Annotated in this window: 22 protein-coding genes; 7 read left to right on the top strand and 15 right to left on the bottom strand. The window is 65.5% G+C overall.

Going from position 1 to position 23,577, the window contains the following annotated elements:
* Window positions 1-188 precede the first annotated feature (188 nt).
* Window positions 189-1,091, top strand: coding sequence for a YihY/virulence factor BrkB family protein (locus AC3WLF_RS18485; RefSeq protein ID WP_492356424.1), 903 nt, complete (start codon window positions 189-191; stop codon window positions 1,089-1,091).
* A gap of 33 nt (window positions 1,092-1,124) precedes the next feature.
* On the opposite strand, the gene AC3WLF_RS18490 is transcribed toward AC3WLF_RS18485, so the two are convergent.
* Genes AC3WLF_RS18490 through AC3WLF_RS18505 form a run of 4 tightly spaced genes read right to left on the bottom strand, consistent with a single transcriptional unit; the run spans window position 1,125 to window position 5,351 of the window.
* Window positions 1,125-2,075, bottom strand: a complete 951-nt coding sequence (locus tag AC3WLF_RS18490) for a CobW family GTP-binding protein (protein WP_492358593.1) — start codon at window positions 2,073-2,075, stop codon at window positions 1,125-1,127.
* Window positions 2,072-3,736 (bottom strand): amidohydrolase, encoded by a 1,665-nt coding sequence (locus AC3WLF_RS18495; protein ID WP_492358594.1) that lies wholly within the window; start codon window positions 3,734-3,736, stop codon window positions 2,072-2,074. The genes AC3WLF_RS18490 and AC3WLF_RS18495 overlap by 4 nt, the downstream gene beginning before the upstream one ends.
* Before the next feature lie 12 nt (window positions 3,737-3,748).
* On the bottom strand, window positions 3,749-5,131 hold the full coding sequence (locus AC3WLF_RS18500) for a sodium:solute symporter family protein (RefSeq protein WP_492358595.1): 1,383 nt from the start codon (window positions 5,129-5,131) through the stop codon (window positions 3,749-3,751).
* 13 nt (window positions 5,132-5,144) lie between these two features.
* Complete coding sequence (locus AC3WLF_RS18505; protein ID WP_340523470.1) at window positions 5,145-5,351, bottom strand: DUF3311 domain-containing protein; 207 nt, start codon at window positions 5,349-5,351, stop codon at window positions 5,145-5,147.
* Window positions 5,352-5,507: 156 nt separating this feature from the next.
* Between AC3WLF_RS18505 and AC3WLF_RS18510 the strand changes: the two genes are divergently transcribed.
* Complete coding sequence (locus AC3WLF_RS18510; RefSeq protein ID WP_492319154.1) at window positions 5,508-6,443, top strand: LysR family transcriptional regulator; 936 nt, start codon at window positions 5,508-5,510, stop codon at window positions 6,441-6,443.
* A gap of 59 nt (window positions 6,444-6,502) precedes the next feature.
* Window positions 6,503-7,540: a LacI family DNA-binding transcriptional regulator gene (locus AC3WLF_RS18515; RefSeq protein ID WP_492319153.1), complete on the top strand. Its 1,038-nt coding sequence runs from the start codon at window positions 6,503-6,505 to the stop codon at window positions 7,538-7,540.
* On the opposite strand, the gene AC3WLF_RS18520 is transcribed toward AC3WLF_RS18515, so the two are convergent.
* The 3 genes from AC3WLF_RS18520 to AC3WLF_RS18530 are packed head-to-tail and all read right to left on the bottom strand — an operon-like array spanning window position 7,537 to window position 11,064.
* Complete coding sequence (locus AC3WLF_RS18520; RefSeq protein ID WP_492319152.1) at window positions 7,537-8,244, bottom strand: sulfite exporter TauE/SafE family protein; 708 nt, start codon at window positions 8,242-8,244, stop codon at window positions 7,537-7,539. The genes AC3WLF_RS18515 and AC3WLF_RS18520 overlap by 4 nt on opposite strands.
* A 2-nt stretch (window positions 8,245-8,246) precedes the next feature.
* Window positions 8,247-9,695: an amidohydrolase family protein gene (locus AC3WLF_RS18525; RefSeq protein ID WP_492319151.1), complete on the bottom strand. Its 1,449-nt coding sequence runs from the start codon at window positions 9,693-9,695 to the stop codon at window positions 8,247-8,249.
* A 19-nt stretch (window positions 9,696-9,714) separates the two neighbouring features.
* The gene (locus AC3WLF_RS18530) at window positions 9,715-11,064 is read right to left on the bottom strand and encodes a uracil-xanthine permease family protein (RefSeq protein ID WP_492358596.1); all 1,350 of its coding nucleotides are present in this window, start codon (window positions 11,062-11,064) and stop codon (window positions 9,715-9,717) included.
* A gap of 301 nt (window positions 11,065-11,365) precedes the next feature.
* Here AC3WLF_RS18530 and sorA point away from each other — a divergent pair, with 301 nt between their 5' ends.
* The 4 genes from sorA (at window position 11,366) to AC3WLF_RS18550 (ending at window position 14,269) form a co-directional block, all read left to right on the top strand.
* Entirely contained in the window at window positions 11,366-12,637 is a 1,272-nt protein-coding gene (gene sorA, locus AC3WLF_RS18535; RefSeq protein ID WP_492358597.1) for a SorA family sulfite dehydrogenase catalytic subunit, read from the top strand.
* 10 nt (window positions 12,638-12,647) lie between these two features.
* Window positions 12,648-13,307: a SorB family sulfite dehydrogenase c-type cytochrome subunit gene (gene sorB, locus AC3WLF_RS18540; protein ID WP_492358598.1), complete on the top strand. Its 660-nt coding sequence runs from the start codon at window positions 12,648-12,650 to the stop codon at window positions 13,305-13,307.
* Between the two features lie 100 nt (window positions 13,308-13,407).
* Entirely contained in the window at window positions 13,408-13,794 is a 387-nt protein-coding gene (locus AC3WLF_RS18545; protein WP_013952497.1) for an ArsR/SmtB family transcription factor, read from the top strand.
* Window positions 13,784-14,269: an SRPBCC family protein gene (locus AC3WLF_RS18550; protein WP_492356427.1), complete on the top strand. Its 486-nt coding sequence runs from the start codon at window positions 13,784-13,786 to the stop codon at window positions 14,267-14,269. The genes AC3WLF_RS18545 and AC3WLF_RS18550 overlap by 11 nt, the downstream gene beginning before the upstream one ends.
* Window positions 14,270-14,431: 162 nt before the next feature.
* On the opposite strand, the gene AC3WLF_RS18555 is transcribed toward AC3WLF_RS18550, so the two are convergent.
* Genes AC3WLF_RS18555 through AC3WLF_RS18590 form a run of 8 tightly spaced genes read right to left on the bottom strand, consistent with a single transcriptional unit; the run spans window position 14,432 to window position 23,336 of the window.
* Window positions 14,432-14,689 carry a PAAR domain-containing protein gene (locus AC3WLF_RS18555; RefSeq protein ID WP_492358599.1) on the bottom strand — a complete coding sequence of 86 codons (258 nt, stop codon included), beginning with the start codon at window positions 14,687-14,689 and terminating at the stop codon, window positions 14,432-14,434.
* 6 nt (window positions 14,690-14,695) lie between these two features.
* A complete protein-coding gene (locus AC3WLF_RS18560) occupies window positions 14,696-15,358 on the bottom strand; it encodes a hypothetical protein (protein ID WP_492358600.1) in 663 nt (220 codons plus the stop codon).
* Entirely contained in the window at window positions 15,355-16,650 is a 1,296-nt protein-coding gene (locus AC3WLF_RS18565) for a DUF6708 domain-containing protein (RefSeq protein ID WP_492358601.1), read from the bottom strand. The genes AC3WLF_RS18560 and AC3WLF_RS18565 overlap by 4 nt, the downstream gene beginning before the upstream one ends.
* Window positions 16,613-17,728: a DUF6708 domain-containing protein gene (locus AC3WLF_RS18570; protein WP_492358602.1), complete on the bottom strand. Its 1,116-nt coding sequence runs from the start codon at window positions 17,726-17,728 to the stop codon at window positions 16,613-16,615. The genes AC3WLF_RS18565 and AC3WLF_RS18570 overlap by 38 nt, the downstream gene beginning before the upstream one ends.
* A 9-nt stretch (window positions 17,729-17,737) precedes the next feature.
* Window positions 17,738-18,508: a hypothetical protein gene (locus AC3WLF_RS18575; RefSeq protein ID WP_492358603.1), complete on the bottom strand. Its 771-nt coding sequence runs from the start codon at window positions 18,506-18,508 to the stop codon at window positions 17,738-17,740.
* Window positions 18,417-19,952, bottom strand: coding sequence for a T6SS effector BTH_I2691 family protein (locus AC3WLF_RS18580; RefSeq protein WP_492358604.1), 1,536 nt, complete (start codon window positions 19,950-19,952; stop codon window positions 18,417-18,419). Before AC3WLF_RS18580 ends, AC3WLF_RS18575 begins: the two co-directional genes overlap by 92 nt.
* Window positions 19,939-20,853: a DUF4123 domain-containing protein gene (locus AC3WLF_RS18585; protein WP_492358605.1), complete on the bottom strand. Its 915-nt coding sequence runs from the start codon at window positions 20,851-20,853 to the stop codon at window positions 19,939-19,941. Before AC3WLF_RS18585 ends, AC3WLF_RS18580 begins: the two co-directional genes overlap by 14 nt.
* An 8-nt stretch (window positions 20,854-20,861) precedes the next feature.
* Window positions 20,862-23,336, bottom strand: a complete 2,475-nt coding sequence (locus AC3WLF_RS18590; RefSeq protein ID WP_492358606.1) for a type VI secretion system Vgr family protein — start codon at window positions 23,334-23,336, stop codon at window positions 20,862-20,864.
* Between the last annotated feature and the right edge of the window lie 241 nt (window positions 23,337-23,577).

A 23,577-nucleotide genomic window follows, 5' to 3' on the forward strand; every position in this document is an offset into this window, starting at 1 on the left:
GCGGCTGCACGCACGGTGCGCCGCCTTGTATGCATGAGGTGCAAGCCCGCATGGCGCAGGCCGCGGCCGCCATCTTGGCGGACGCGGTTCCCGACCACAATGATGCATTCGGAATAGAGCCATAACCCGGTGGAATGTCAGGCACCGAAGCCGCATAATGGCGAAACCCTTCCTCTCCGGTGTCTGCCATGCAGCTTCCCGACGCCCGCGTCCGCGACCTGCTCCGCCATCCGGGGCGCTTTGCCTGGCACACGCTCAGGCAGTTCCGCGCCAACCAGGGGCTGCTGCTGGCCGGCGCGGTGGCCTACTACGCGCTGCTGTCGATCGTGCCGCTGCTGATCCTGATGATCATCGCCCTGTCGCACGTGATCGAACCAGACCTGCTGTTGTCCACGCTCGCGCGCTACCTGGAGTGGGTGGTGCCGGGGCAGTCCAGGGCCCTGGTCACCGAGCTTGCCGCCTTCCTGCGCAACCGTGGCACGATCGGCTGGGTGCTGCTGGTCACCATGCTGTTCTTCAGTTCGCTCGCCTTTACCGTGCTGGAGAATGCCATGTCGGTGATCTTCGAGCACCGCGTGGCGATCCGGCGCCGGCATTTCCTGGTCTCGGCGCTGCTGCCCTACTGCTATATCGCGGTACTGAGCGTGGGCCTGCTGCTGGTCACGTTGGTATCGGGCGGCCTGCTGGCCATCGGCGAACGGCATGTGGAAGTGCTGGGCCGAGACTGGTCGCTGGACCGGCTCTCGACCGGCCTGCTCTACCTGCTCGGCTTCATCGGCGAGGTGCTGATGCTGACCTCGATCTACATGGTGATGCCGGTTGGCAGGCTGTCGCTGCGGCATGCGCTGAGCGGCGCGTTGATTGCGGCCGTGCTGTGGGAAATCTCCCGCCATGTGCTGGCGTGGTACTTCACCACCTTGTCGCAAGTGAGCCGGGTCTATGGCTCGCTGACCACGGCGATCGTGGTGCTGCTGAGCCTGGAGATCGCGGCGACCTTGCTGCTGTTTGGGGCGCAGGTGATTGCGGAGTTCGAGCGTGGCGGCTGGGAAGGAAGGCCGGCGCATGCGGAACCGGAAGAATTCCACACCTGAGCGGCGCCGCAGCGACGCCGTTCGCGCGCCCGCTCAGGCGAGCGCCAGATCGAGGCAGGCGCGGATACTCCTCTCCTCCTCCGCACCGAAGGCACCGATCAGGACCAGCGCAGACCCTGCCGCATCGCCTTGGGCCATCGGACTCAGCCGCATGCGGCCCGCGACCACATGCATTTCGTGCAGGCGCGGATCGGCTGCCAGCCTGACCATGCCCTTCGCGCGCAGCAGCCGCACCGGCAGCGTCTTCAGCGCCTGCCGCAGCAGCGCCTTGTCGAAGTCGCGGCCGGTCTGGTATGAAATGCTGCGGATGCCGGCGTGCACGGTGCCGACGGCTCGCCGCCAGTGCCCGCCCGCCTGCAGCACGGCATCGGCATGTGGTGCCGGCGGGGCGGCGTCGACAAAGACCGACAAGGGTACCTCGCCCTCGCATGCGGTCAGCACCGCGGCACGTGGCGCGATGGCGTCGACCGTGGCGGCAGCCATTGCCAGCGCATCCGCATCGGCAAGGTCTGCCTTGGTCAGCACCACTACCGAGGCTCCCGCGATCTGTTGCCGCACCATGTCGCCCACCAGCGGATCGTGCAGGCTGTGGCCGACCTCGGTCACATCCACGGCCACCACCACGGCATTGAGCACAAAGGCCCGATCCAGCAAGCCGACCTGAGCAATGCGCTGCGGGTCCGAGACGCCGCTGGCCTCGATCACCAGCAAGTCCGGCCGCTGCTCCCGCGCTGCGATGGCCACCAGCGCCTCGGCCAGCCGGCCGCCGATCGAGCAGCAGATGCAGCCGTTCTCCAACTGGGTCACGTCGTCGCTGCGCGTGCGGATCAGCGCGGCATCGATATTGATCTCGCCGAAGTCATTGACCAGCACCGCGATGCGGCGCCCGTGCGCGTTGGCCAGCAAGCGGTTGAGCAAGGTGGTCTTGCCGGCGCCAAGGTAGCCGCCGACCACCGCCAGCGGGACCGGAGGCCGCGTGTTCATCGGGCCGGCGCCGCGAACACGCGCCCGCCCAGTACCGTGCCCCAGACGCGCACGTCCTTCAGGCACTCGGGACCCACCGCGGTCGGGTCATCTTCCAGCACGGCAAAGTCTGCCAGCTTGCCGGGCGCGATGCTGCCGATGCGATGGTCGAGCTTCAGTGTATAGGCCGCACCCATGGTGATGGCATACAGCGCGTCGGCGACCGGCAGGCGCTCCGCTTCGCCCAGCACGCTGCCGGAAGCGGTCTGGCGTTGCACCGCGCACCACGCCGTAAAGAGCGGGTTCAGCGGCGTGATCGGCGCATCGGAATGGATCGCGAACGGAATCCCCAGCCGCCGCGCCGTGCCCGCCGGGTTCATGCGCGCAGCCCGCGCCGGTCCCACGGTCTGGCCGGCATGCGCATCGCCCCAGTAGTACAGGTGGTTGGAGAAGAAGTTGATGCACAGCCCCAGCCGCGCCGCGCGCGCCAGCTGTGCCTCGTCCGCCAGCTGGCAGTGCTGCAGCGTATGGCGATGGTCCGCGCGCGGATGGCGCGACAGCATAGCTTCCAATACGTCCAGCACCACTTGCGTCGCCTCGTCGCCATTGGTGTGGATATGCAGCGGCAGGCCGGCCAGGTGGAATGGCGTGAAGGCGTCGAGCAGTTGCTCGGGCGGGATCAGCCACAAGCCATTGGCCTGGCCGCCGGCATACCCCGGTGCACGCAGGCGAGCGGTAAAGCCCTGGATCGAACCGTCGACAATGAACTTGACCGGACCGAAGCGCAGCTTGTCGGTGCCGGCCGCCGCCGCGGCCCGCACGCGGGCGGGGCCGCCCTGCGCATTGCGCTGCGGCGAGAACGCCGGGACGATGCGCAGCGGGAAGCCGGGGTCGGCAGTGACCGCCTGCAGCGTCTCCAGCCCCTTGGGCGACAGGTCGTTGACCAGATCCGTCGCCGTGGTCACGCCCGCCAGTTGCGCCACGCGGCCGAAGCGGCGCACCGCGTCGGCATTCTCGGCGGCGGCCAGCGACAGGCCGCTGCCAAGCACGCGCTGCACCGGGAACATCGCCGCGAATTCCTGCAGCTCGCCGGTGGGCAAGCCCCGCGCGTCCTTGTGCACGCCGTCGATATCGGTGTCCTCGTCGATGCCGGCGCGCGCCAGCATCGCGGAATTGACGTTCATCAGATGCACGCTGGCATGCATCACCACGATGGGCCGCGTGGCCGAGACGCGATCCAGCTCGCGCACCGACAGCCGGCTGGCGCCGAAATAGATCGGGTCGAAGCCCCAGGCCAGCAGCGGCGTTTCCGGGTCATGCATCTGGCTTGCCGCGCCCGCCAGGCGATCGATCACCTGCTCCAGCGTACGCAGGCCGTGCCAGAGCTTGCCGTCCGGATCGCGGCGGTCGAAGTAGCCGATGTAGACCGCATCCCACATCGCGCCTTCCATCAGGTGGCAATGGCCTTCGACCAGCCCGGGCATCAGCACCTTGCCGCGGAAGGTGTCGACCTGCACCGCATCCGGCCAGCCGGCCATCTCGGCGGCGCCTCCCACGGCAAGGATCTTGCCGTCGCGCACCGCGACATGGGTGGCCTCGGGCTGGCCGGCTTCCATCGTGAGGATCTTGCGCGCCACGAATACCTGGGTGCGCGCGGTGTCGTCTTGTGTCATGGATTGCATGAGTCCAGTCATTCACGCCGCCTGCACGCGGGCCAGGCGGGGTGCGTAGTTCACCAGCGCGGTCACCAGCAGGTTGACGCCCAGGCTGACCAGCCCGAGGTTGATGCCGCCGAAATCTACCTGCTGCACATACAGCGCGATCGCCAGTACCTGGCCGGTGACGATGCCGAGCCCAATCGCCAGCGCCCGCACCTTCAGCGAGAACAGGATCACCAGCACGCCAGGGAAGAACTGCGTCACGCCGTAGTAGGTGGTGTTGATCAGCGTCAGCATCAGGTTGGGCGTGGCCAGCGTCATGGCGATCGACAGCACCAGGTAGATCACGATCACCACCTTGGCGCCCTGCTTCTGGCGCGCCTCGGGCATGCCTGGCAGCAGGTTGCGCGTGACGATGGGACCGATCGCCAGGCAGATGCCGGCCAGCACCAGCAGCCCCGACAGCGCGGCGCCGGCGGTCACCAGTCCGAGCAGCCAGTCCGGCAACAAGCGCACCGCCGCCGCGAAGAAGGCCTCATTTGGCGATGCGAGCTGCAGGTTCTGGCTGATCGCGTAGTAGGACGCCAGCACCAGGAACGGATACATCAGCATGTACAGTGGCATCGCCACCTGCGTGCGCCGGATGGTGTTGGCGCTCCTGGCCGTGAAGAAATTCTGCACCGCGAACGGCATCACGTAGAAGCCCAGCGCCTGGAACAGCATGGTGCTCATCGAGAAGCGCAGCTGGGTGTCATTCATCTGGTTGCTGACCTGCATGCTGGCGGCATGGAACACGTCGCCCACGCCCGCCTTCCAGCCCACCGCGACGCCGGTGGCGACGATCGCCACCACCATCAGGATGTCCTTGAGGATGGCGATATAGGCCGATGCGCGCACGCCGGAGATGGCAATGTAGGTAAAGGCCAGCGCGGCCGAGATCATCACCAGGTACACCGGCTCGAACTCCCAGCCCAGCCCCTTGAGCGCCGCCACCAGCCCGGTGAACTGCAGCTGGCCCCAGGGCAGCAGGAACAGGATCGCCGAGCCCGCCACGATCAGCTCCAGCGCACGGCTGCCGTAGTGGCCCTTGAACAGGTCCGGCAGCGTGATCGCGTTATAGCGCGCGCCGGCCTGCCAGATCTTGGGCCCGAGGAAATAGCCGAGCGGGTACGCCAGCAGGATGTAGCCGAGGAACCAGACCCCGTAGGTCGGCCCCTTGGCATAGATGCCACCGGGAAAGCCCACCATCGTGCCGATGCTGTAGATCTCTCCCGCTGCCAGGAAGAACACCAGGTAGGCGCCGAACTGCCGCGACGCCACGAAGAAATCATGCACGCTCTGCGCGCCGTGGCCCTTCTTCGAGCGGATGGCGAGATAGAGCGAGAACACGATAAAGCCGAGGAATACCGCTGTGGTCATGGTGGTCTCCCCTTCAGGCTTCATGCGCCGCGTCGGCGGCGTGGCGGTCGAACAGCAGCCAGCACGCCAGCATGCAGCCGGAGGTCAGCACGAACCAGGCAAAGATCCAGGCGTAGATAAAGGGCACGCCGAGCACGAAGCGCTCGACCGTCGCCACCCAGGGCAGCATTCCGATGACGCCGATAAACGGCAGGCCTAGGCCGATAAACAGCTTGAGCATGATGTCTCTCCGATTTCCGATGGACGGTGGATGGCGGGGCGCCGTGTGTGCTGTCACCGGCCCGCTCTTGTGTTCCGCTCATCATAGGAAGGGGCGAGGTATGATTCAAATGCAAATGTTGAACCGATCCCATAACCAATGCGCATGGTTTTCCGCATGGACACACAGAAACTTCTGCACCTGCTCGCCGTGGTCGAGCACGGCACGTTCTCCGAAGCGGCCCGTGCCATGCACCTGACCCAGCCGGCGCTGAGCCGCAGCATCCGCGCGCTGGAAGACGAACTCAAGGCGCCACTGTTCGACCGCGGCGCGCGGCGCGCGCGCCTGACCGTGTTCGGCGAACTGGTGGCCGACCGCGCGCGCCGCATGCGGCTGGAAGAGCGCCAGCTGCGGCGCGACCTGGACCTGCTGCGCGGCGGCGAGGAAGGCTCGCTGACCATTGGCGTGGCGCCCGCGCCGGCGGCGCTGCTGCTGACGCCGTTCCTGATCCACATGGCGCAGGCCCACCCGCGCATCAAGGTGCGCACCGAGACCGGCGCCACCAGTGCCCTGCTGGAGGCACTGCGCAACGAGACCATCGACGCCATCGTCGGCGATGCCTATGTGCTGCGCGCGGCCGACGACATCGACGTGGAGCCATTGGGTGAGCTACCCGCAGGCCTGGTATGCCGCGCCGGGCATCCGATCCTGCGCAAGCGCCGCATCGATATCGAGACCATCCGCGCCTACCCGGTAGCAACCACCACGCTCAGCACCGTCATCAGCCGGCAACTGGCAGAGCTATGGGGGCCGGGCGCCGCGCCGGACAAGCTCTTCACCCTGCATTGCGACAACCTCGACATGCTGCGCAGCGTGACGCTGGCCAGCGATACGCTGCTGTTCGGCGTGCTGTCGATCACGCGCCAGGAGCGCGCCGCGGGGCTGATGGCCGAAGTGCCGATGCCGCCCGATCCGCGCCGCTGCGGCCGCTATGGCATTGCGCGCATGGCGGCGCGCTCGCTGTCGCCGGCGCTGGAGGTGCTCTATCGGTTCACGCGCGAACACTGGAAAGCGCTGTCGTCCGAAGCTGGCGCTGCCAACGCGCGCCGCTGAACCTGCCCCTTGCCGCGCGCTGTTGTATGCTCCGCCCTGAACCATCGCCCGTGTCCCGCATGACCGAATCCACGCCAGACCGCCCTCGCCGCATCACCATCCATGACGTCGCCCGCGCCGCCGGCGTGTCGCTGACCACGGTGTCGCACGCGCTGAACGACCGCGGCGTGCTGGACCCGGCCACGCGTGCGCGCGTCAAGCGCGTTGCCGCCGAGCTGGGCTACCGGCCCAGCGTGCGCGCGCAGCGGCTGCAATCGGGCCGCGCCAACTGCATCGCCCTGTTGTCGTCGATGCCGTTCGCGGTGGCGGGCGGCACGTCGCGGCTCGGCTTCATGATGGAGGTGGCGGCGATTGCCGCCGAGGCGGCAATGGGGCGCGGCCTGGGCGTGGTGCTGGTGCCGCCGCTGGAAGGCGCCGGGGGCCTGCTCGATACATTGGATATCGACGGCGCGATCGTGATCGAGCCGATCGCGGGCGACCCGCATATCGCGCGGCTGCGCGAGCGCGGCGTCAGCATCGTGTCGATCGGGCGCGAGCCGCTGACCGACACGCCGGTGCCTTGCGTCGACCTGCAATCGGCCGACACCGCCCGCCTGCTGCTGGCGCACTTGCACGGGCACGGGCGCCGGCATATCGGCCTGATGATCGGCGCGGCGCCGCGCCAGTCGTATGTGGAAACCGAACGCGCTTACCGCGAGTTCACGCAGTCAATGGGCTTGCCCTGCCATATCGTCAAGGCAGCCGAGGAACACGGCGAAGCCGCGGGCGCCGAGGCCTGCGCGCAATTGCTGGCGCAGATGCCGGCGCTCGATGCGCTGTGCGCGCCGGTGGATGCGTTCGCGGTGGGCGCCATGGCCCACCTGCAAGGGCTGGGCAAGCGCGTGCCCGACGATGTGCTGGTGGTGACGCGCTATGACGGCATCCGCGCCCGCAGCGCGCAGCCGCCGATCACCGCGGTCAACCTGCACCTGGAGCGCGTGGCATCGCTGGCAGTGGAGCTGCTGTTCGCACATCTTTCCGGCGACCGCAGCCGCGACGTGATCACCGGGCCCGCGCCGGAACTGGTGGTGCGGGCATCGTCCACGCCGGGCAGCTAGCCGCGCAGCAGCACCACGGCACCGGAGACCAGCGCAAATACCAGCACGCCGATGCGCAGCATGCGCTGGTTGATGCGCTTGTGCACCAGGTGGCTGGCCACCATTCCGACCATCAGCACCGGCAGCAGCCCGATGGCATAGAGCACCTGCTCCATGCCGAGCCGGTCGCTCAACGCCAGCACCACCAGCGAGATCGCTTCACCGACCAGGAAGCACAGCGCCACGGTGGCGCGCAGCGTCGCGACCGGCGCGTGCTGGTAGGCCAGCGCCAGCGGCGGGCCGCCGACACCGGTTGCGGTCTCGGTCACGCCGGTGATCAGGCCGGTCGAGGCAAAGGTCAGCCGCCCCGGCGTAAAGGCCGGCGCCAGCAATGACACCACCGCTGCGGCAATGGTGCTGCCGCCGACCAGCGCGTTGAGCCAGGCCATCGGCATCGCCACCAGCACCCACAGCCCGCCGAAGGTGCCGGCCAGCCGCCCGGCGCTGATCCAGCCTGCGCCGCGCAGGTCGATGGCATGGCGTTCGCGCCAGGCCACGTAGGCATTGAGCGGCAGCATTGCCAGCAGCAGCGCGCCCGGCAGCATCGCCGGCGCGGCCAGCGCCAGCACCGGCACCACGATCAGCGCGAAGCCCATGCCGGTCGCACCCTGGACCAGCGCGCCGGTAAAGACCGCCACGCCGACGCTGAACAACGTCATGTCCATGGTCAGGATGCCTCCGTGCCAGCCTGGCGCGCGCGGTGCACGTCCGCGGCATCGTGCAGCTTGCGGATCGGGGCATGGGCGACGGTGTCCTCGGCCATGGCGTGGATCGCCCGCATCAGCGCGCGTGCATCCCAGTCCGTGGGCCAGCCCTGCCACAGGCGCAGGCTGCCATCGACAAAGACCGCGCGGATCTGGTCGCGGTTGGCCAGGCGCACCAGTTCCCAGGTCAGGTCCCAGGACGGCGTCAGCTCAGGCACGTCCAGGTCGACCAGCAGGAAGTCGGCGCGCTTGCCCGCGGCGATCTCGCCGGTGAGCGCACCGAGACCCGCCACATCGGCCGCGTCGTGCGTGGCCATGTCGACCCAGCGCCAGCCCGCGCCGCAGGAGGAATCGCCCACGCCGATGCCGAAGGCGAAGCGCTGGGCGGCCTCGGCATAGTCCAGCAGGCGGAAGCCGTCGCTGCGGGTGCCATCGGTGCCCAGGCCCAGGCGCACGCCGAAGGTGGCCATGGTTTCAGCCGGCGCCACGGCGTTGCCCTTCCAGGCGCTGGCCACGGGGTTGTAGGCCACCGCGGTGCCGGTGTCGGCCAGCAAGCGGATCTCATGCGGCGTCACCAGCGTGGCATGCGCCAGCAGCGCCGCCGGGCCCAGTGCGCCGACCGCCGCGAGATGTTCGATCGGACGGCGCCCGCAGGCGTTGAGCGAGCGCTCCACCGCCACCAGGTGCTCGTTGGCATGGGTCTGGAAGATGCGGCCGGACTCGGCGCACAACTGGTAGACGTGGTGCAGCATCGCGTCGGAGGCCACCTCGGGAATCGAGATCGCCAGCGACGGGGCCACCAGCGGATCGCTGGCGTACTTGTCCAGGTGGGCGGCGGCGCGGCGCAGGATCGGCGCGGCGTCGAGCGTTTCGGCGCCGGGCTTGTCGTTGCAGATCAGGCCCAGCACGCAGCGCACGCCGGCATCGGTGACCGCGCGCGCGACCGCATCCAGCCCGGCGTCGCTGCGCGTGCCGGCATCGACCACGGTGGTGAAGCCGCCGCGCAGCGCTTCCAGCGCCGCCAGCTTGGACGACAGGTACAGGTGCTCCGCCTTCAGGCTGCCTTCCAGCGGCACCCACACGCGCCGGAAAATCTCCGACGGCTCGCCGAACACCAGCGACTTGCCGAACGACTGCGTCAGGTGGTGGTGCGTGTCGATCATGCCGGGCATCAGCAGCATGCGCGGCAGCGGCAGGGTCTCCAGCTCGGGGAAGCGCGCGGCGACTTCCGCGGCCGTGCCCACTGCCGTGAAGCGGCCGCCCTCAACCACCACCGCGTGGCCGCGTACCGCGCCCTGGCGCAGCAGGGTCCATTCCGGCAGCAGGATGCGCGGCTGCCTGAAGCTGTCCGGCACCAGGGCCGGGTTGGTATCGCCGGGCCAGGCCGGCGTCGAGTCAGAACGATCAGTCATTGCAATTCAGGAAGCCGGGTCAATGCGTGGCGGCGGCATCGTCGCGGGCAACCGCGCCCGCTGCCGCGGCCCGCAGGCCCGTATGGAAAAACAGGAAGTTGAGCAGCGCCGCGGTAATGGCACCCATGGCCACGCCATTGCCCACCAGGATGCGCACGTTGCCCGGCAGGCCGCCATAGATGCCGGGCACCAGGATCGGCAGCAGGCCCACGGCCAGCGCCACGGCCACCACGTACATATTGGCGTGGTCGCGCAGGTCCACCTTGCGCAGCATGTCGATGCCCATGGTGCCGACGATGCAGAACACCACCAGCCCGGTGCCGCCGACCACGGCCTCGGGGATGGCGCTGATCAGCGACGACACCGGCACCAGCAGCCCGAACGCCACCAGGATCGCGCCCGACATCGCCGTGACGAAGCGCGAGCGCACGCCGGTGGCACGCACGATGCCGATGTTCTCGCCGCTGGTGATGATCAGCGAGGTGCCGAACATCCCGCCCAGCAGCGAAGTCAGCGCATCGGCGCGGATGGTGCGCGGCACGTCGCGCTGCTGGTCCACCGGCCGGCCCACGGCATCGCTGATCGCCAGCGTCTGGCCGGTGGCCTCCACCATCGAGATCACGGCAAACACCATCAGCGGAATCGCCGCCACCACATCGAAATGCGGCCACCCGAACGGGAACGGCGTGGGCAACGCGAACACCGGCGAAATCGACACATGGCCAAACTGGAACGCGCCGGCCAGCCCGGCCACCAGCGCACCGCCTAGCAGGCCGAGCAGGATCGCCAGTTGCGCCAGCATGCCCGACAGCAGGCGCGATGCCGCCACGGTGCAGGCAATGGTGGCGAACGCCAGCAGCAGGTTGAGCGGGTCCACCGTGCTGCCCGCGGCCGGGTGGCCGGCAACCAGCTTGCCCGATACCTGCGCCAGGTTGATCGCCACCAGCAGCAGCATCGTCCCCACCACCACCGGCGGGAAATAGCGCAGACAGCGCCGGAACACCGGCAGCACGCAGAAGTAGAACACGCCGGTCAGGATCACCGCGCCGGCAGCGGTCTGCACGTCGGTCTGCTGCGCGATCAGGATAAACAGCACGATCGGGGCGCCGCCGGGCAGCATCACGAACGGCAGCCGGGCACCGATGCCGCGCTTGCCCAGCGACTGCAACAGCGTGCCGAGGCCGCAGATCACAAAGGTGGCGCTCAGCAGCTGCACCGCCAGCGCGGGCGGGAAGTTCAGCGCCTTGCTCATCAGGAAGACGGACGCGATCGGCGACGCTGCCATGACCAGTACGTGTTGAAGCCCGAAGACAAACAGGCGCCGACATGGCAGCCGTTCATCCACCGGCGCGGGGGCGGGGTGGGACATGCTTTGCTCCTCGTTTGGTGTGTGGGCGTTTGTGCCGGTGGCTCGCAAGCCACTTGCTGCGTCTGTGCGCAATTCGCCTCAGATATTATCGATTTCCGCTAACAAAAACGTTTTGGTAAGTGTAGGGAAATGGAATTCGCGATGCAAGCGGTTTCTCGGCGGAGCGCCCGTGGTCTTCCCTTATATCGATTCAATCGATAAGTGCTAGCAGCAAAACACGTTTCACAAGTTGATGCCGCGGCCTCAAAGTACCCGCCATAGCGCCTTGCGCGACACAACAAGCCCCTGAAGGAGACGCCCCATGCGAGACAAGAACAGTCCGGCGGAATCTGCCGCCCCCGCCCAGCCGGTGCCGGCCCGGCGCCGCATCGTCCAGGGCGCGGGCCTGCTCGCCCTCGGCGCCTCGCCGCTCGGCGCGCTGGCCGCCCAGGCCGCGCGCATCAGCGACGGCGTCACGCTGGCCGACGGCCCTCGCCCGCTGGTGCGCTATCCGGGCAAGCGCCCGCTGGTGCGCGTCAGCACCCGGCCGCCACACCTTGAGACGCCCTTCTCCGCGTTCAACGAGGGGCCGATCACCGCCAACGACGCCTTCTTCGTGCGCTACCACCTGGCCAACATTCCGCTGTCGGTGGATCTCGCCACCTTCCGCCTGACCGTTGGCGGGCATGTCAACAGGCCGCTGAAGCTGTCGCTCGATGAACTGAAGCGGCTGGCCGGTCCGGTGGACATCGTCGCCGTGAACCAGTGTTCAGGCAACAGCCGCGGCTTCTCCGAGCCACGTGTGTTCGGCGCGCAACTGGCCAACGGCGCGATGGGCAATGCGCGCTGGACCGGCGTGCCGCTGCGCAAGGTGCTGGAGCACGCGGGCGTCAAGGCCGGCGCCAAGGTGGTCACGTTCAACGGGATGGATACGCCGGTGCTGCCGAGCACCCCGGATTTCCGCAAGTCGCTCGATATCGCCCATGCGATGAACGGCGAGCCGATGCTGGCCTGGGGCATGAACGGCGAAGACCTGCCGCTGCTCAACGGCTATCCCATCAAGCTGGTGGTGCCGGGTTACTTCGGCACCTACTGGATCAAGCACCTGTCCGAGATCGAGGTGCTGGACCACCCGTTCGAAGGCCATGATGCGTTCTTCATGACCAAGGGCTATCGCGTACCGGATAACGACTGCCAATGCGTGGCGCCGGGCACCCCCGCCAGCAAGACGCGACCGATCTCGACGCTGGCGGTGCGCAGCTTCATCACCAGCGTGGGCACGGGCGGCGTGCTGCCCGCCGGGCGCACGGTGGAGCTGAAAGGCATTGCCTTCGATGGCGGCTCCGGCATCCGCGGCGTCGAGGTCTCGGTGGACGGCGGGCAGAGCTGGCAGGCCGCGACGCTGGGCCAGGACCTGGGGCGCTTCTCGTTCCGCGCCTGGCAACTGCCGGTGAAGTTCGCGCGCAAGGGCCCGGCGGTGCTGATGGTGCGCGCCACCAGCGTCCAGGGCGAGGTGCAGCCGGCCAAGGCCAACTGGAACCCGGCCGGCTATCGCCGCAACGTCATTGAATCCACGCCGGTCACCATTGCCTGAGGAGCGCACCATGCATCGATCCATCACCCCAGTGCTGCTCGCGCTCGCCCTGCTGGGCGCGGGCAGCGCGTCCGCGGCACCCCAGGACATCAAGCTGCCGGCGGAGAACGTCAAGCTCAAACCCGCCAAGTTGCCCGGCTACGGCATCGCCATGCAGAAATGCGCGATCTGCCATTCGGCCGACTACGTCTCCTACCAGCCGCCCGGCCTGAGCCTGACGCAGTGGACCGCCGAGATGAAGAAAATGCAGCAGGCCTATGGTGCGCCGATCGACGATGGCGAGGTCGAGCAGCTCGGCGCCTACCTCGCGGTGGCCTACGGCTCCGCCAAGATCAAGGATCCGGAGATCGTGGCGATCGCGCAGAAGGCGGGCAAGCCCGCGCAGGCCGCACCCGCGGCCGCCTCGGCGCCTGCCGCCGCGGTAGACGTGCAGGGCCTGCTGGCCAGGAACGCCTGCCTGAGCTGCCACAGCGTGACGCAGAAGGTGGTCGGCCCGGCTTATCACGAAGTCGCCACCCGCTACAAGGGCGATGCGCAGGCACAGGCCAAGCTGGAAGCCAGCATCCGCGGCGGCAGCAGCGGCAAATGGGGATCGGTGCCGATGCCGCCGTTTGCCGGCTTGAAGGCGGATGAGGTCAAGGCGTTGGCGGCGTACGTGCGGCAGCAATAGCCTCCGCCCCGCTTCGCCGATCACAAGGCGCCCCGGCTGATGCCGGGGCGTCTTGCATTTTGCGCTTGCAGTTTCCGGTTACCTCTTTATACTTAGCCGCATGGCTAACCATTGTGCCGAGTTTGCTGACGTGTCCCAGGCTGTCGATATTTCCCCGCTTTCCGACGTGTTCTACGCGCTGGCGGACCCCACCCGCCGCGCCATCGTCAGCGTGCTCGGCCGCGGGCCGGAAACGGTCTCGGCGCTGGCGGCACCGTTCACGATGGCACTGCCCTCGTTCATGAAGCACCTGCAGGTGCTGGAGCGCAGCGGCCTGATCCGCTCGCGCAAGACGGGGCGCGTGCGCACTTGCGAACTGGTACCGCAACCGCTGTCAGACGCGCAGCAATGGCTGGCCGACCAGCGCGCCATGTGGGAGGCCCGTACCGACCGCCTGGCCGCCTTTGTCGAAGCCCTTCATCAGGAGGAACAGTCAGATGCCGAATGAAAACGCCGCCAGCCCTGAAAGCCAGGACCTGGTCATCTCGCGCCTGCTCAAGGCCCCGCGTGCCAAGGTCTGGCGTGCATGGAGCGATCCCAAGCTGCTCAAGGAATGGTGGTGCCCCAAACCCTGGACCACCGAGGTCCTGGCCTTCGACATGCGCCCAGGCGGCGCCTTCCATACGCTCATGAAAGGCCCGGACGGCGGCGTCAGCGACAACCCGGGATGCTTCCTCGAGATCGTACCGATGGAGAAGATCGTCTCCACCTCGGCCCTGGTGGCCGGGTACCGGCCCAACAAGCCGTGGCTGTCGATGACCGCGGTCATCACCATGGCCGACGAGGGTGACGGCACCCGCTACATTGCGCGCGTGATGCATCCGGACGAAGCCACGCGCAAGCAGCATGAGGAGCTGGGGTTCTATGAGGGCTGGGACATCTGCATTACGCAGCTGGATGCGTTTGCGCAGCAGCTGAAGTAAGGTTGCGGCAAGTGAATGGCGCCGGCACGTGATACCGTGCCGGCGCGACTCCCTTGATACTTCGCCGGTCTGCGTGGTGAGGTGAGGGTCTCAAATAGAATGGCCTCAAGGAAAGGCTGATTTAAGCAGCGTGTCGTCTGGCGGAGACGCTCGGGATCAACGTCACCCGACAGTGGCGCTGTCGCCGCCAATCAGCGTGGCCCCGCATCGCGTGCGATCCCCGTGTAGCGCCGCAGGTTGCCCATCGACATCCATGCCTGAGCTGGCTTCTATGATTTCGTTGACACCGTGCAGGGGGCAGTCCACGAGGTCCCCGAGTCGGGCAATGGGCTTGCCGTCGAGCAGGCTCCCGGGTGACCCGGATTTGACAGGGCCGCCATGCGAATGCATGTCGCCGACCTTGATCATGCTCTTGTCCATTTGTGCTTATCCATGTGGGTGATTGTTCTCCGGCACATCGTCCATCGTCTGGCAAGGGACAAAATGCCATTGTTCCGCCTCCGGATCGAATACGGCGACCTGGTTCACGACCTGGCCAGCCGAATGCACTACCGTACTTGCGGTTGCCAGGGCGCTGTCTATTGCGTGCTTCATGCGGTCGCCCTTCCAGATCCTGGCTAGCGACTGCAGTGTGTCCTGCCAGGCAAAGAGACCTGCGCCCTCAAAGAGACGGCTGATCGCGCGTCGGGCATTGGTGGGGTATTCAGGCATAAGAATTCCCATCCGCAATGGCGCGCGCACGTCATGCACCAAGACGTTGCGCCGCCACTTGCCGCTTGGGCTGAGCAGGAGCTGTCCGTTGCGGGCGAGAAAACCGCAGGCAATGTCCAACTCCACGCCGGTCGGGAAGGTTTGCTTCACGCGGGCTGCGGGCAGCCGGTCAAGGGATGGAAACTTGAAGGCTTGATTGGGAGCACTGCCCCGCATTGAGTCCAACAGCAGGTCAATCGGCGACAGGTAGGCAGTCAGGACCGTCTTGTTCCCGTAGCGCATGCCCCAGAAGCCTTCCATTCCGCGCTTGCCCGGTACGTTGGAAGGTTGCTCTATCAAGATAACGTGAGGCGCTGGTAGCGGCGAAGTCGTGGTCATGTGGTCTGTTCCGTAGTGCTTCGAAGCAGGGCTTCCGCTTCCTCGCGGGTCAGCGCGCCAGCCTTGCGTCGCTCCTGCTGCTGGTCGAGCATTCGCGCCAGATCCTCGCGGGAAGGCCTGGCATCCGGACCGCTCGGCACGCCGATGTAGTCGTCGGCGTACGGGCGCGCGTACGGGTCATTGGGCATGGGCCTACACGCCGCCTCGATCTCCGGCGGCCACACCGGATCACTGCACGTGACGAGCACGAGCCAGCGGGCGATCGCATCCAGCAGTGCGAACGGTGCAAAGATGACGTCGGTCAAGGTGAAGAATGCTCCGGAGAATTTACCCCCTCTGCAGATCTTGTAGCCTTCCCAAAACGTCTCCCGCGGCGCCCAGAAGCGGTAAGGCTCGGGCAGCCCAGCCGGCCCGTCCTGCATGTAGCGGCGGTAGTATTCCCACTGCGCGTAGGCTTCTTCCAGAGTGAAGACGAACTGGCCGAGCACGAATGCGCGGACGACGTTGCCACTCGCGTCGAGCTGGTAATGGCGGATGTCGTACATGTCGTAGGCGCGTGACAAGCCGCCCATGCGCCGATGGCCAACGCAGAAGAATTCGTCATGGCTCCAGGGCACTTCCCAGATGCCGTCCGGCTCTTTGGTGCGTATGGCATAGATGCGGCGTGTCCTCCGGTTCAGACGGATGGGGCGGCGCTTCAGGGTGAACATGTTGCGTCGCATCGGATCGAAGGCAAGCAGGCCGAAGAAGCCTGCAGAACTAAAGCCAAGTACTATCCCAACGATCGTACCGAACCAATACCCGTTCTTCGCCATCATTTCCTCAGGGTCTCTGAATGGGCTTGTTGCAAGCAATAATCCGTAAAAGAGAGAAAACGACGCAAATGCTAAACAGATAATCCAAAGCAGCCCAACGTTCTGCATCCGAGTCTGCGACTCATCGGTGATCTCCAGGCAGGTCGAATCAATGCGGTAGACATTGCCGCTCTCCAGCACATGCTCGCTGGCAGGCTGGTCGACATAGAGCCGGTGTTCTTGCTCCCACTTGCCTAGCGGTTTGCCCTGTTGGCGAAAATAGAACGGCGTACGCTCATCTTTGGTCGGGAACTTCATTGATCCTCCCCACGATTCCGCCTCCAGGCTGCTGTAGCGCTCGCTGGCAGGCACTTTTCTGAAGCGGCAGCGCTTGGTCCACGGTAGAGTGGCGGGACCATCCAAGAGCAGAATGCCGATGTTGATGTCTCGAAGTGGATGGTCATGTGGTCTGTTCTGTAGTGCTTCGAAGCAGGGCATTCGCTTCCTCGCGGGTCAGCGCGCCAGCGTTGCGTCGCTCATGCTGCTGGTCCAACATTCGCGCTAGATCCTCGCGGGAAGGCCTGGCATCCGGGCCGCTCGGCACGCCGATGTAGTCGTCGGCATACGGGCGGGCGTACGGGTCATTGGGCAAGGGCTTGCACGCCGCCTCGATGTCCTGCGGCCACATGGGATCACTGCACGTGACGAGCACGAGCCAGCGGGCGATCGCATCCAGCAATGCGAACGGTGCAAAAATGACGTCGGTCAAGGTGAAGAAGGCTCCAGAGAATTTACCCCCTCTGCAGATCTTGTAGCCTTCCCAAAACGTTTCCCGCGGCGCCCAGAAGCGATAAGGCTCGGGCAGTTCAGCTGGCCCATCCTGCATGTAGCGGCGGTAGTACTCCCACTGCGCGTAGGCTTCTTCCAGAGTGAAGACGAACTGGCCGAGCACGAACGCCCGGATAACGTTCCCGTTGCCATCGAGTTGATAGTGGCGGATATCGTACATGTCGTAGGCGCGTGACAAGCCGCCCATGCGCCGATGGCCCACACAGAAGAATTCGTCATGGCTCCAGGGCACTTCCCAGATGCCATCCGGGTCCTTGGTGCGAATGGCATAGATGCGACGGGTCTTTCGGTTCAGGCGGATGGGGCGGCGCTTCAGCGTGAACATGTTGCGTCGCACCGGATCGAAGGCAAGCAGGCCGAATAAGCATGTCCCGGCGATCCCGACGGTTGTACCGAGAATCACGCCGGCCCAATTACCCTTCCGGGCCATGACTTCCGCTGTCTCTCGGAATGGCACCGAAGCAAAGAATAGCGCTCCTACTAGGGCTAGAATTGTTCCAACGGAAAAGATAATGCATGCCATTCCCACCAGTTGTAGCCGACTCTGCGACTCGTCAGTGATTTCCAGGCAGGTCGAATTGACGCGGTAGACGTTGCCGCTCTCCAGCACGTGCTCGCTGGCGCGGCGGACAATGGACAGCCTGTGTTCCAACTCCCACGCTCCCAGCGTTTTGCCCTGTTGCCGAAAATAGAACGGCGTTCGCTCATCTTTGGTCGGGAATCTCATCGATTCTTCCTACTTGACGTCCTTGAGGCCCAGTTGCACGAATTCAAACGATTCCGCCTCCAGGCTACCGTAGTGCTCGCTGGCCGCCCCCTTGCTGAAACGGCAGCGCTTGATCCACTTGACCGTCGCCGGATCGTCCAGCATGAGGATGCCGACGTTGACGGCAAGCAGCACGACGAGGAACGGCCAGCTCGGTACGCCAACGAGGACGGCCAAGAATTCTTCGCTTGCTACCGAGAGGCCCGATATCGCCACTCCGGTGAGGCTCGAAGTGAAATAAAGTCCGGAAATAAGGTAGTTCCCCTTCTGATATTCATCTACCCCGTGGTAGCCATCCCAACCGATTCCTACTGCTGCCCCCGCAAAACCAATCCAACGCCCTCTGACAACCAGCTTCCTACCCATTTCCAGCCATTCCGCCTTCGGCGGCGAGCGCATGATGCGCCGGACGATTACGTGCGTCGGCGCCTTCTCCAGCACGACGCCAGTCTGCTCGGCAAGGGTCCCGGCCATGGACACCAGGCCTCCGACCAGCTTGATTCCTCTTTCGGGTTCGTCGAACTCGCCCGCCGCGCGGAACGATTGCGTGGCGTGATAGAGCGCCAGTCCCTGCAGGATGCAGGCGACCGCCCCGACATTCACGAAGCGTGAACCCAGGACCGCCTTGACTTGCCGCACCCCAGGCACGTCATTGGCGGTACGCAGCTTGAGGGCGCTCAGTTCCGGAATGCGCTCCAGGTCCTCTGTCTTGAACCACACCAATCTGGCGGTTTGAGCCATGCGCTTGGCCGCGCGTCCGAGTGCCACAGCATCCTCGCGCCGTCGGGTGCGGTCCAGTTGCTTGTACAACTCCGGATTCACCGTGGAGAGATCGTTCAGCACGACCGCTCGGATTTGCATGACGCTGGCCGTCGGAGCGATCAGGCGCACGCCGCCTAGCAGGCTCATCCCGTACAAGGCTAGCCTGGCCGCTGCCGAGCTGAAGCTGTTTGCAAGGGTCGGAATGATCTGGTCGGCCAGTATCCAGGTCAGGCGCGGTACCAGGCCCATCTTCGCTAGGGCTTCGGGAAGAGTGAGGCCCTTTGCCATGGAGTCCATCTTGTCGAGACCGCTCTTCAGGATGCCGAAGATGGCCATCGCTCAGCCGTCGCTTTTCCATTAAACAGAATCGACATGAGTTCGTAAGCCGGAAATCCTTCTTGCGGGCAAGTCGCGTGGCTTCGCGCGCAGCGTCTTCGCGTTTCCCATCCGGCGTGGTCGCCATGCGCTCGGCCTCGGCTGCAGCGGCCTCCGCCTCTTTCGTGTGCTGCGCCTCGGCGTTGGCCCGGATGTTCTTTTCGAGCGTATCCAGGAACAGATCTGTTGCCTTGTCCCAGATGACGCCGTTGTTTGCCTTAGCGTGCAGCTTGGGATTGGTCAAGATGCCCAGGTCTTCAGTGATTGCGAGCGGATCATTGAACGCCAGCATCATCGCCTTGCCGGGGGACACGATCTCCATCCGGTCCGCAAGCATCGAACCGCTTGTGGGGCCAATCGGAGCAATCTCGCCCAGGTTAATGGTTCCGGGCGGTGTCGCGCTCAGATACCGGAATGCTTGTTGCTGCGCTTCGGGCGTCATGGCGAACGATGCCACGCGCTTGTTGATTTCCGTCGCGCGGCCGGCGTGTGGCTGGTTCTGGTTGCCCATCCAGGCGGCCACGTCGAGGCATTGCATATGAGCCCTGCGCACATCGACTTTGAGCTTGTTGTCATCCAGTTGTGCCTTGGTCCAGGCTACATGCGAATAGGCGTACCAGACATGCGTCGCGTGCGCGGGATCGGGAATGGTGAAATACAAGGATTCAAGGCTATGGTGCGAACTGACACAGCAATTGAACGCCTCCGGGACTTTGGCTGGGCCAGGATTCTCCGGTATGACCTTCCACAGGTGACCGCCCTTCATGACCACATAGGCATCCCACATTTGCATGGCTTCATGGAAGACGTACAGGAAGCCGGCGCGCATCGTGCGAAGGATGTACTGCACCCCGCTGCCGAGCTGGGCAGGGGCGTTCTCGATCCTGAAATTCCCTGAGAGCGGCGGCGCCCCGTTCTTGTCCTCGGGTCCGACGACGGCGTACCGGACCGGCAGCACGGCCAAACCGGGTTCATGGTGACAAAAATTGCACGCCTTCACCGGTTTGGATGAACATTCCATCGTGCTGTCAACGTTATACATGACCATGGTGGCGTTCCGATGAGATTTGCCTGGCGTGCTGCGTCATGATTTTCATGAGTTCCCAGTCGTCGCTGGACAGCGATCCCAGTGCCTGGCGCAGCGTCATTTCGCCTGCGGCCACGGCGGGCCATGCGGCCTGCAGTTTCGGTTGGTCCTCGAACGGCTGCCCAAACGCCGCGACGTGCGTGGCGTAGTGGCGGCGATCCGCCGGCAGGGTCAGATGCAGCACTTCGTCGGCGTGCCGCAAGGCGCGGTCCACTGTGCGGGCCTGTGCCAGGGACGGCTTGTTGCGCCCGGCAATGCGTGTCAGGACCTGCGCAATATCGGCGGTTTGCTCGACGGTGGGCCACTGCCTGGCGTCTGGCCACCAGGGGCGCGGCAACGTCGGCGGTGCCTCCGCCAGCGTCGGTCTGGCGAACTGGTACCAATCGCCCGCCCAGGCGAAGCCCCACGACTCGCTCGGGCCAAAGAGCGCATGGAGTTGGACGGGACGCAGCAGCCACGTCATGTGCGCAAATACGCGAGGGTCGTAGAAGCGCCACAGCGCGTGTCCGCCGGCATGGTCGGTGCCGGTGAGGCAGGACGCCAGATGGCTGCTGACTTCCTGGACAGGGGCGGCGCTCTGCAGCCACGCGCAGATGAGGGGCGGATCTCCACGCGCGGCTTCCTCCTGGGCCACGTTCAATAGCATCTGCCGGTCTGCCGGCGACACGGTGGCCAGCTCTACCACGGCGGGCATCAGGTGTGCGTTGTCGCCGATGCCGGCGGGCAAGCACTGATGTAGCCTCAGGGCAGACAGATCCGCCAGGATGGGATCGTGATTTAGCGGATCGAGCACCAGGTAACCGTCGCCCCAGGCCTGCGGCCAGGGCAGTTGGGTCAATGGGTTGCCGATGGGTGCGGCCATGTTCGTCCTCAATGCAGAGGCACGGCACCGGCGCCGGATGCCGCCGCTCCCGCCGCCAGGTGCGCGCAGATCTTGGTGGTGGGCATCGTATAGGGAGCATTCTTTGGCCCGGTGAGCGACTTGCTGGCCGAGAACACAATCCACTTGCCCGTCGAAATGTTCTCGATGCCCTCCGGCGTGATGCGCAACTCGTTGCCTTCGACATTGACCCGAACGCCTTTCTTGCCGCTGATCTCCACCCAATCAGTTGTGGACAGCAGGCGCAGCACTTTCTGTGCGATCACATCGACGCCATCCGACTGGGCCTGCACCTCCACCTTGCCCTTGGCCGAATACAGCTTGATCCCGTCGCGCTGGACGAAGAGCGAGAAACGGTCGCTGATCGTGGCGTACATGCCACCGCCGCAGGAGAATGAGAGGTGCTGGCCGCTGGTCAGCGCAATGTGTTCGCCGCTGTAGACGTGCGTGGATCCCGGCGCGGTGGTGGCAATGCCTGCCCGGCTGGCAACGGTGATGTGCGGCTCGGTGAATTCCCCCAGCTTGCCGCCACCCTTGACCGCATCGGCCTGGCTGCGCAAAGTCTTGGCAACCTCCTGCTGCTGCCCGGTCTGGGCCTGGGCATTGACCGCGCTCTGGGCGAGCGAATCCGCCAGGGTCAGGGCTTCCATGAACACATGGATGACATCCTCCACGTTCATGGCGTTGCCCTCGGCCCGTTCACGCGGGTAGGTGGTTAGCAGCATGCCCAACGCCGCGCGTAGCGCGGCATGTCCATCGGTGCGCACCTCCAGCCCCTCACCACGCTTGTCGCGGCGTCCCTGCACGTCAGGAATGCCGGTGATGTACCCCATGCTGATCTGCGACTGCAGGTGGTCCGATGCGAGCTGCGCCTGGATTTGTCCCTTGGTGTCGTCCAGCACCAGGTGGTTACTACGACCACCATCGTGCTCGCGGCTGCGAATGCCGGTGAGAGCGAGCTGGTCCGGCAGCTGCCATGGCGGCATGTTGAGGCTGTTCGGCACCGCCCCCATCACAATGGGCTTGTCCGGATCGCCGCCGTCCAGGAACATCACCAGCACTTCGCTGCCGATGCGCGGGATGCTGACCTGGCCGTACTGTGAGCCCGCCCACGGCGTCGCCACGCGTACCCAGCAGGACATCTTGTTGAAGCGGTCCCACGGGAACTGCACGCGGACGCGTCCATACTGATCCGGCCACACGACATGGCGGTCTTCCGGCCCGACCACGGTCGCGCTTTGCGGCCCAGCGACCACCGGCCACGGGATGCTCAGCGCCGGACGGAAGACCTCATGGGTGGGGTGGCACTCGAACTCGACGCGGCAATGCCAGCGCTGGCCCTCGCCGGAGGCCTCGGCCACGTCTTCCAGCCTGAGGCTGGCGCCAAGCACCACGTACTCGCGGTTGGCCGCCTGCTGGGGGTGTCCCTTCACGTTCATGGTGCAGCCTGGCACCACCGCGCGCAGGTTGCCGGTGCCAAAGCAGCGCAGGCCACGCGAACGGATTTCCTCCATGCGGATGCGGGCGATCATGTCGCCTTCGTCCCACGGGCGGTTGTCCGTGGCCGGCTGGGCATGCTCGCTGGGGAAGTCATACACCTCCTGGTGCAGCGCGCCAGTGTTCAGGCCGGTGTCTCGCGGGTCCGAACTGCTGGCGCTCAGGTTGCCGCGCGGCTGGGTGAAGCTGTAGGCATTGGTCGTGTACTTGCCTGCGACCACGGCATCGACGACCGAGAACGCATCGAGGTGTTCCTGGTCGACCCTGACGCCAGGCGGATGGATTTCCAGCACCTGGTACGCCTCGCTCGGCATGTTGAAGTAACCGCCGACGTGATCGACCAGAACCAGGCGGTGCTTGCCGTCAGAATGTTCGAAGAACCACGATATGCCCCAGTGCTGCATGAGGCGGGCGATGAAGGTGTAGTCGCTCTCGTCGCACTGGGTGCGGTAGACCCGCCTGGGGTATTTCGCCACGTCGAGCCTGCGCTCAACCGGAAAGGAGTACGCAGACAGGACCTCTTCGATGATCTCGATATCGGTGCGGTTCTCGAAGACGCGGCTGTTCCTGTTCTGGGAGGCAATCCACAGCCAGGGACGCAGCGTCAGTCCGTAGACGAAGTGCCGCCCTTCGGCACGCAGGTAGCGGGCGCGATCGACGATGCCGCTGATCTCGCGAGTGCCTGCGCCAATGCGTCCCGCCAACCCCGTGCCCATGCCGTCGAGTTCGATATGGACGGTCAGCTCGCGCCCGTTCATCTCGCGCAAGTCGAAATTACCTTCCGGGCCGTGGAAGTTATAGGCCTTGTCCGGCGTCTTCAGTTCGATGTCGTATTCGAACAGGCCGCAGACGCCTTCCTTGCCCTCCAGGCGTACGAAGGTGAAGGGGGACTGTCCGAAGAGTTCCGGCAACGCCGGACCAGACACGGTGACGGTGCGGGAGGAAAGGAACGGCGGTCGGTTATCCAAGTGCAGCACTCCGTAGCGTTGAACTTTCTCTTGCCGCAGAAGCACCAGTGTTCTGGTGCTTTGCCTTTCGCGTCATGTGTATGACCGTCAAGAAGATGCGTTCGTCGCGTACGGTAGCCGTAATGCGTTGAGGAAGGAAGGTGGATTATTCAGATATCGCCATTGTTTTCGATTGAATGATAATTCCAATAGAAATTAAGGGATGTCCTATATCAATCTCGTATCGCCATGATCTATAGGG

This window comes from Cupriavidus sp. FW306-01-F10A, assembly GCF_058782785.1.

Excerpts from the sequence above, each read along its gene's own strand:
- AC3WLF_RS18555 (WP_492358599.1), bottom strand. The coding sequence starts at position 14,689 with ATGGACAAGAGCATGATCAAGGTCGGCGACATGCATTCGCATGGCGGC.
- AC3WLF_RS18585 (WP_492358605.1), bottom strand. The coding sequence starts at position 20,853 with ATGGCCGCACCCATCGGCAACCCATTGACCCAACTGCCCTGGCCGCAG.
- AC3WLF_RS18545 (WP_013952497.1), top strand. The coding sequence starts at position 13,408 with ATGGCTAACCATTGTGCCGAGTTTGCTGACGTGTCCCAGGCTGTCGAT.
- AC3WLF_RS18510 (WP_492319154.1), top strand. The coding sequence starts at position 5,508 with ATGGACACACAGAAACTTCTGCACCTGCTCGCCGTGGTCGAGCACGGC.
- AC3WLF_RS18500 (WP_492358595.1), bottom strand. The coding sequence starts at position 5,131 with ATGACCACAGCGGTATTCCTCGGCTTTATCGTGTTCTCGCTCTATCTC.
- AC3WLF_RS18490 (WP_492358593.1), bottom strand. The coding sequence starts at position 2,075 with ATGAACACGCGGCCTCCGGTCCCGCTGGCGGTGGTCGGCGGCTACCTT.
- AC3WLF_RS18575 (WP_492358603.1), bottom strand. The coding sequence starts at position 18,508 with ATGGCTCAAACCGCCAGATTGGTGTGGTTCAAGACAGAGGACCTGGAG.
- AC3WLF_RS18525 (WP_492319151.1), bottom strand. The coding sequence starts at position 9,695 with ATGACTGATCGTTCTGACTCGACGCCGGCCTGGCCCGGCGATACCAAC.
- AC3WLF_RS18530 (WP_492358596.1), bottom strand. The coding sequence starts at position 11,064 with ATGTCCCACCCCGCCCCCGCGCCGGTGGATGAACGGCTGCCATGTCGG.
- AC3WLF_RS18570 (WP_492358602.1), bottom strand. The coding sequence starts at position 17,728 with ATGAGATTCCCGACCAAAGATGAGCGAACGCCGTTCTATTTTCGGCAA.
- AC3WLF_RS18550 (WP_492356427.1), top strand. The coding sequence starts at position 13,784 with ATGCCGAATGAAAACGCCGCCAGCCCTGAAAGCCAGGACCTGGTCATC.
- AC3WLF_RS18580 (WP_492358604.1), bottom strand. The coding sequence starts at position 19,952 with ATGGTCATGTATAACGTTGACAGCACGATGGAATGTTCATCCAAACCG.
- AC3WLF_RS18560 (WP_492358600.1), bottom strand. The coding sequence starts at position 15,358 with ATGACCACGACTTCGCCGCTACCAGCGCCTCACGTTATCTTGATAGAG.
- AC3WLF_RS18505 (WP_340523470.1), bottom strand. The coding sequence starts at position 5,351 with ATGCTCAAGCTGTTTATCGGCCTAGGCCTGCCGTTTATCGGCGTCATC.
- AC3WLF_RS18485 (WP_492356424.1), top strand. The coding sequence starts at position 189 with ATGCAGCTTCCCGACGCCCGCGTCCGCGACCTGCTCCGCCATCCGGGG.
- AC3WLF_RS18495 (WP_492358594.1), bottom strand. The coding sequence starts at position 3,736 with ATGCAATCCATGACACAAGACGACACCGCGCGCACCCAGGTATTCGTG.
- AC3WLF_RS18520 (WP_492319152.1), bottom strand. The coding sequence starts at position 8,244 with ATGGACATGACGTTGTTCAGCGTCGGCGTGGCGGTCTTTACCGGCGCG.
- AC3WLF_RS18565 (WP_492358601.1), bottom strand. The coding sequence starts at position 16,650 with ATGCCCTGCTTCGAAGCACTACAGAACAGACCACATGACCATCCACTT.
- sorB (WP_492358598.1), top strand. The coding sequence starts at position 12,648 with ATGCATCGATCCATCACCCCAGTGCTGCTCGCGCTCGCCCTGCTGGGC.
- sorA (WP_492358597.1), top strand. The coding sequence starts at position 11,366 with ATGCGAGACAAGAACAGTCCGGCGGAATCTGCCGCCCCCGCCCAGCCG.
- AC3WLF_RS18515 (WP_492319153.1), top strand. The coding sequence starts at position 6,503 with ATGACCGAATCCACGCCAGACCGCCCTCGCCGCATCACCATCCATGAC.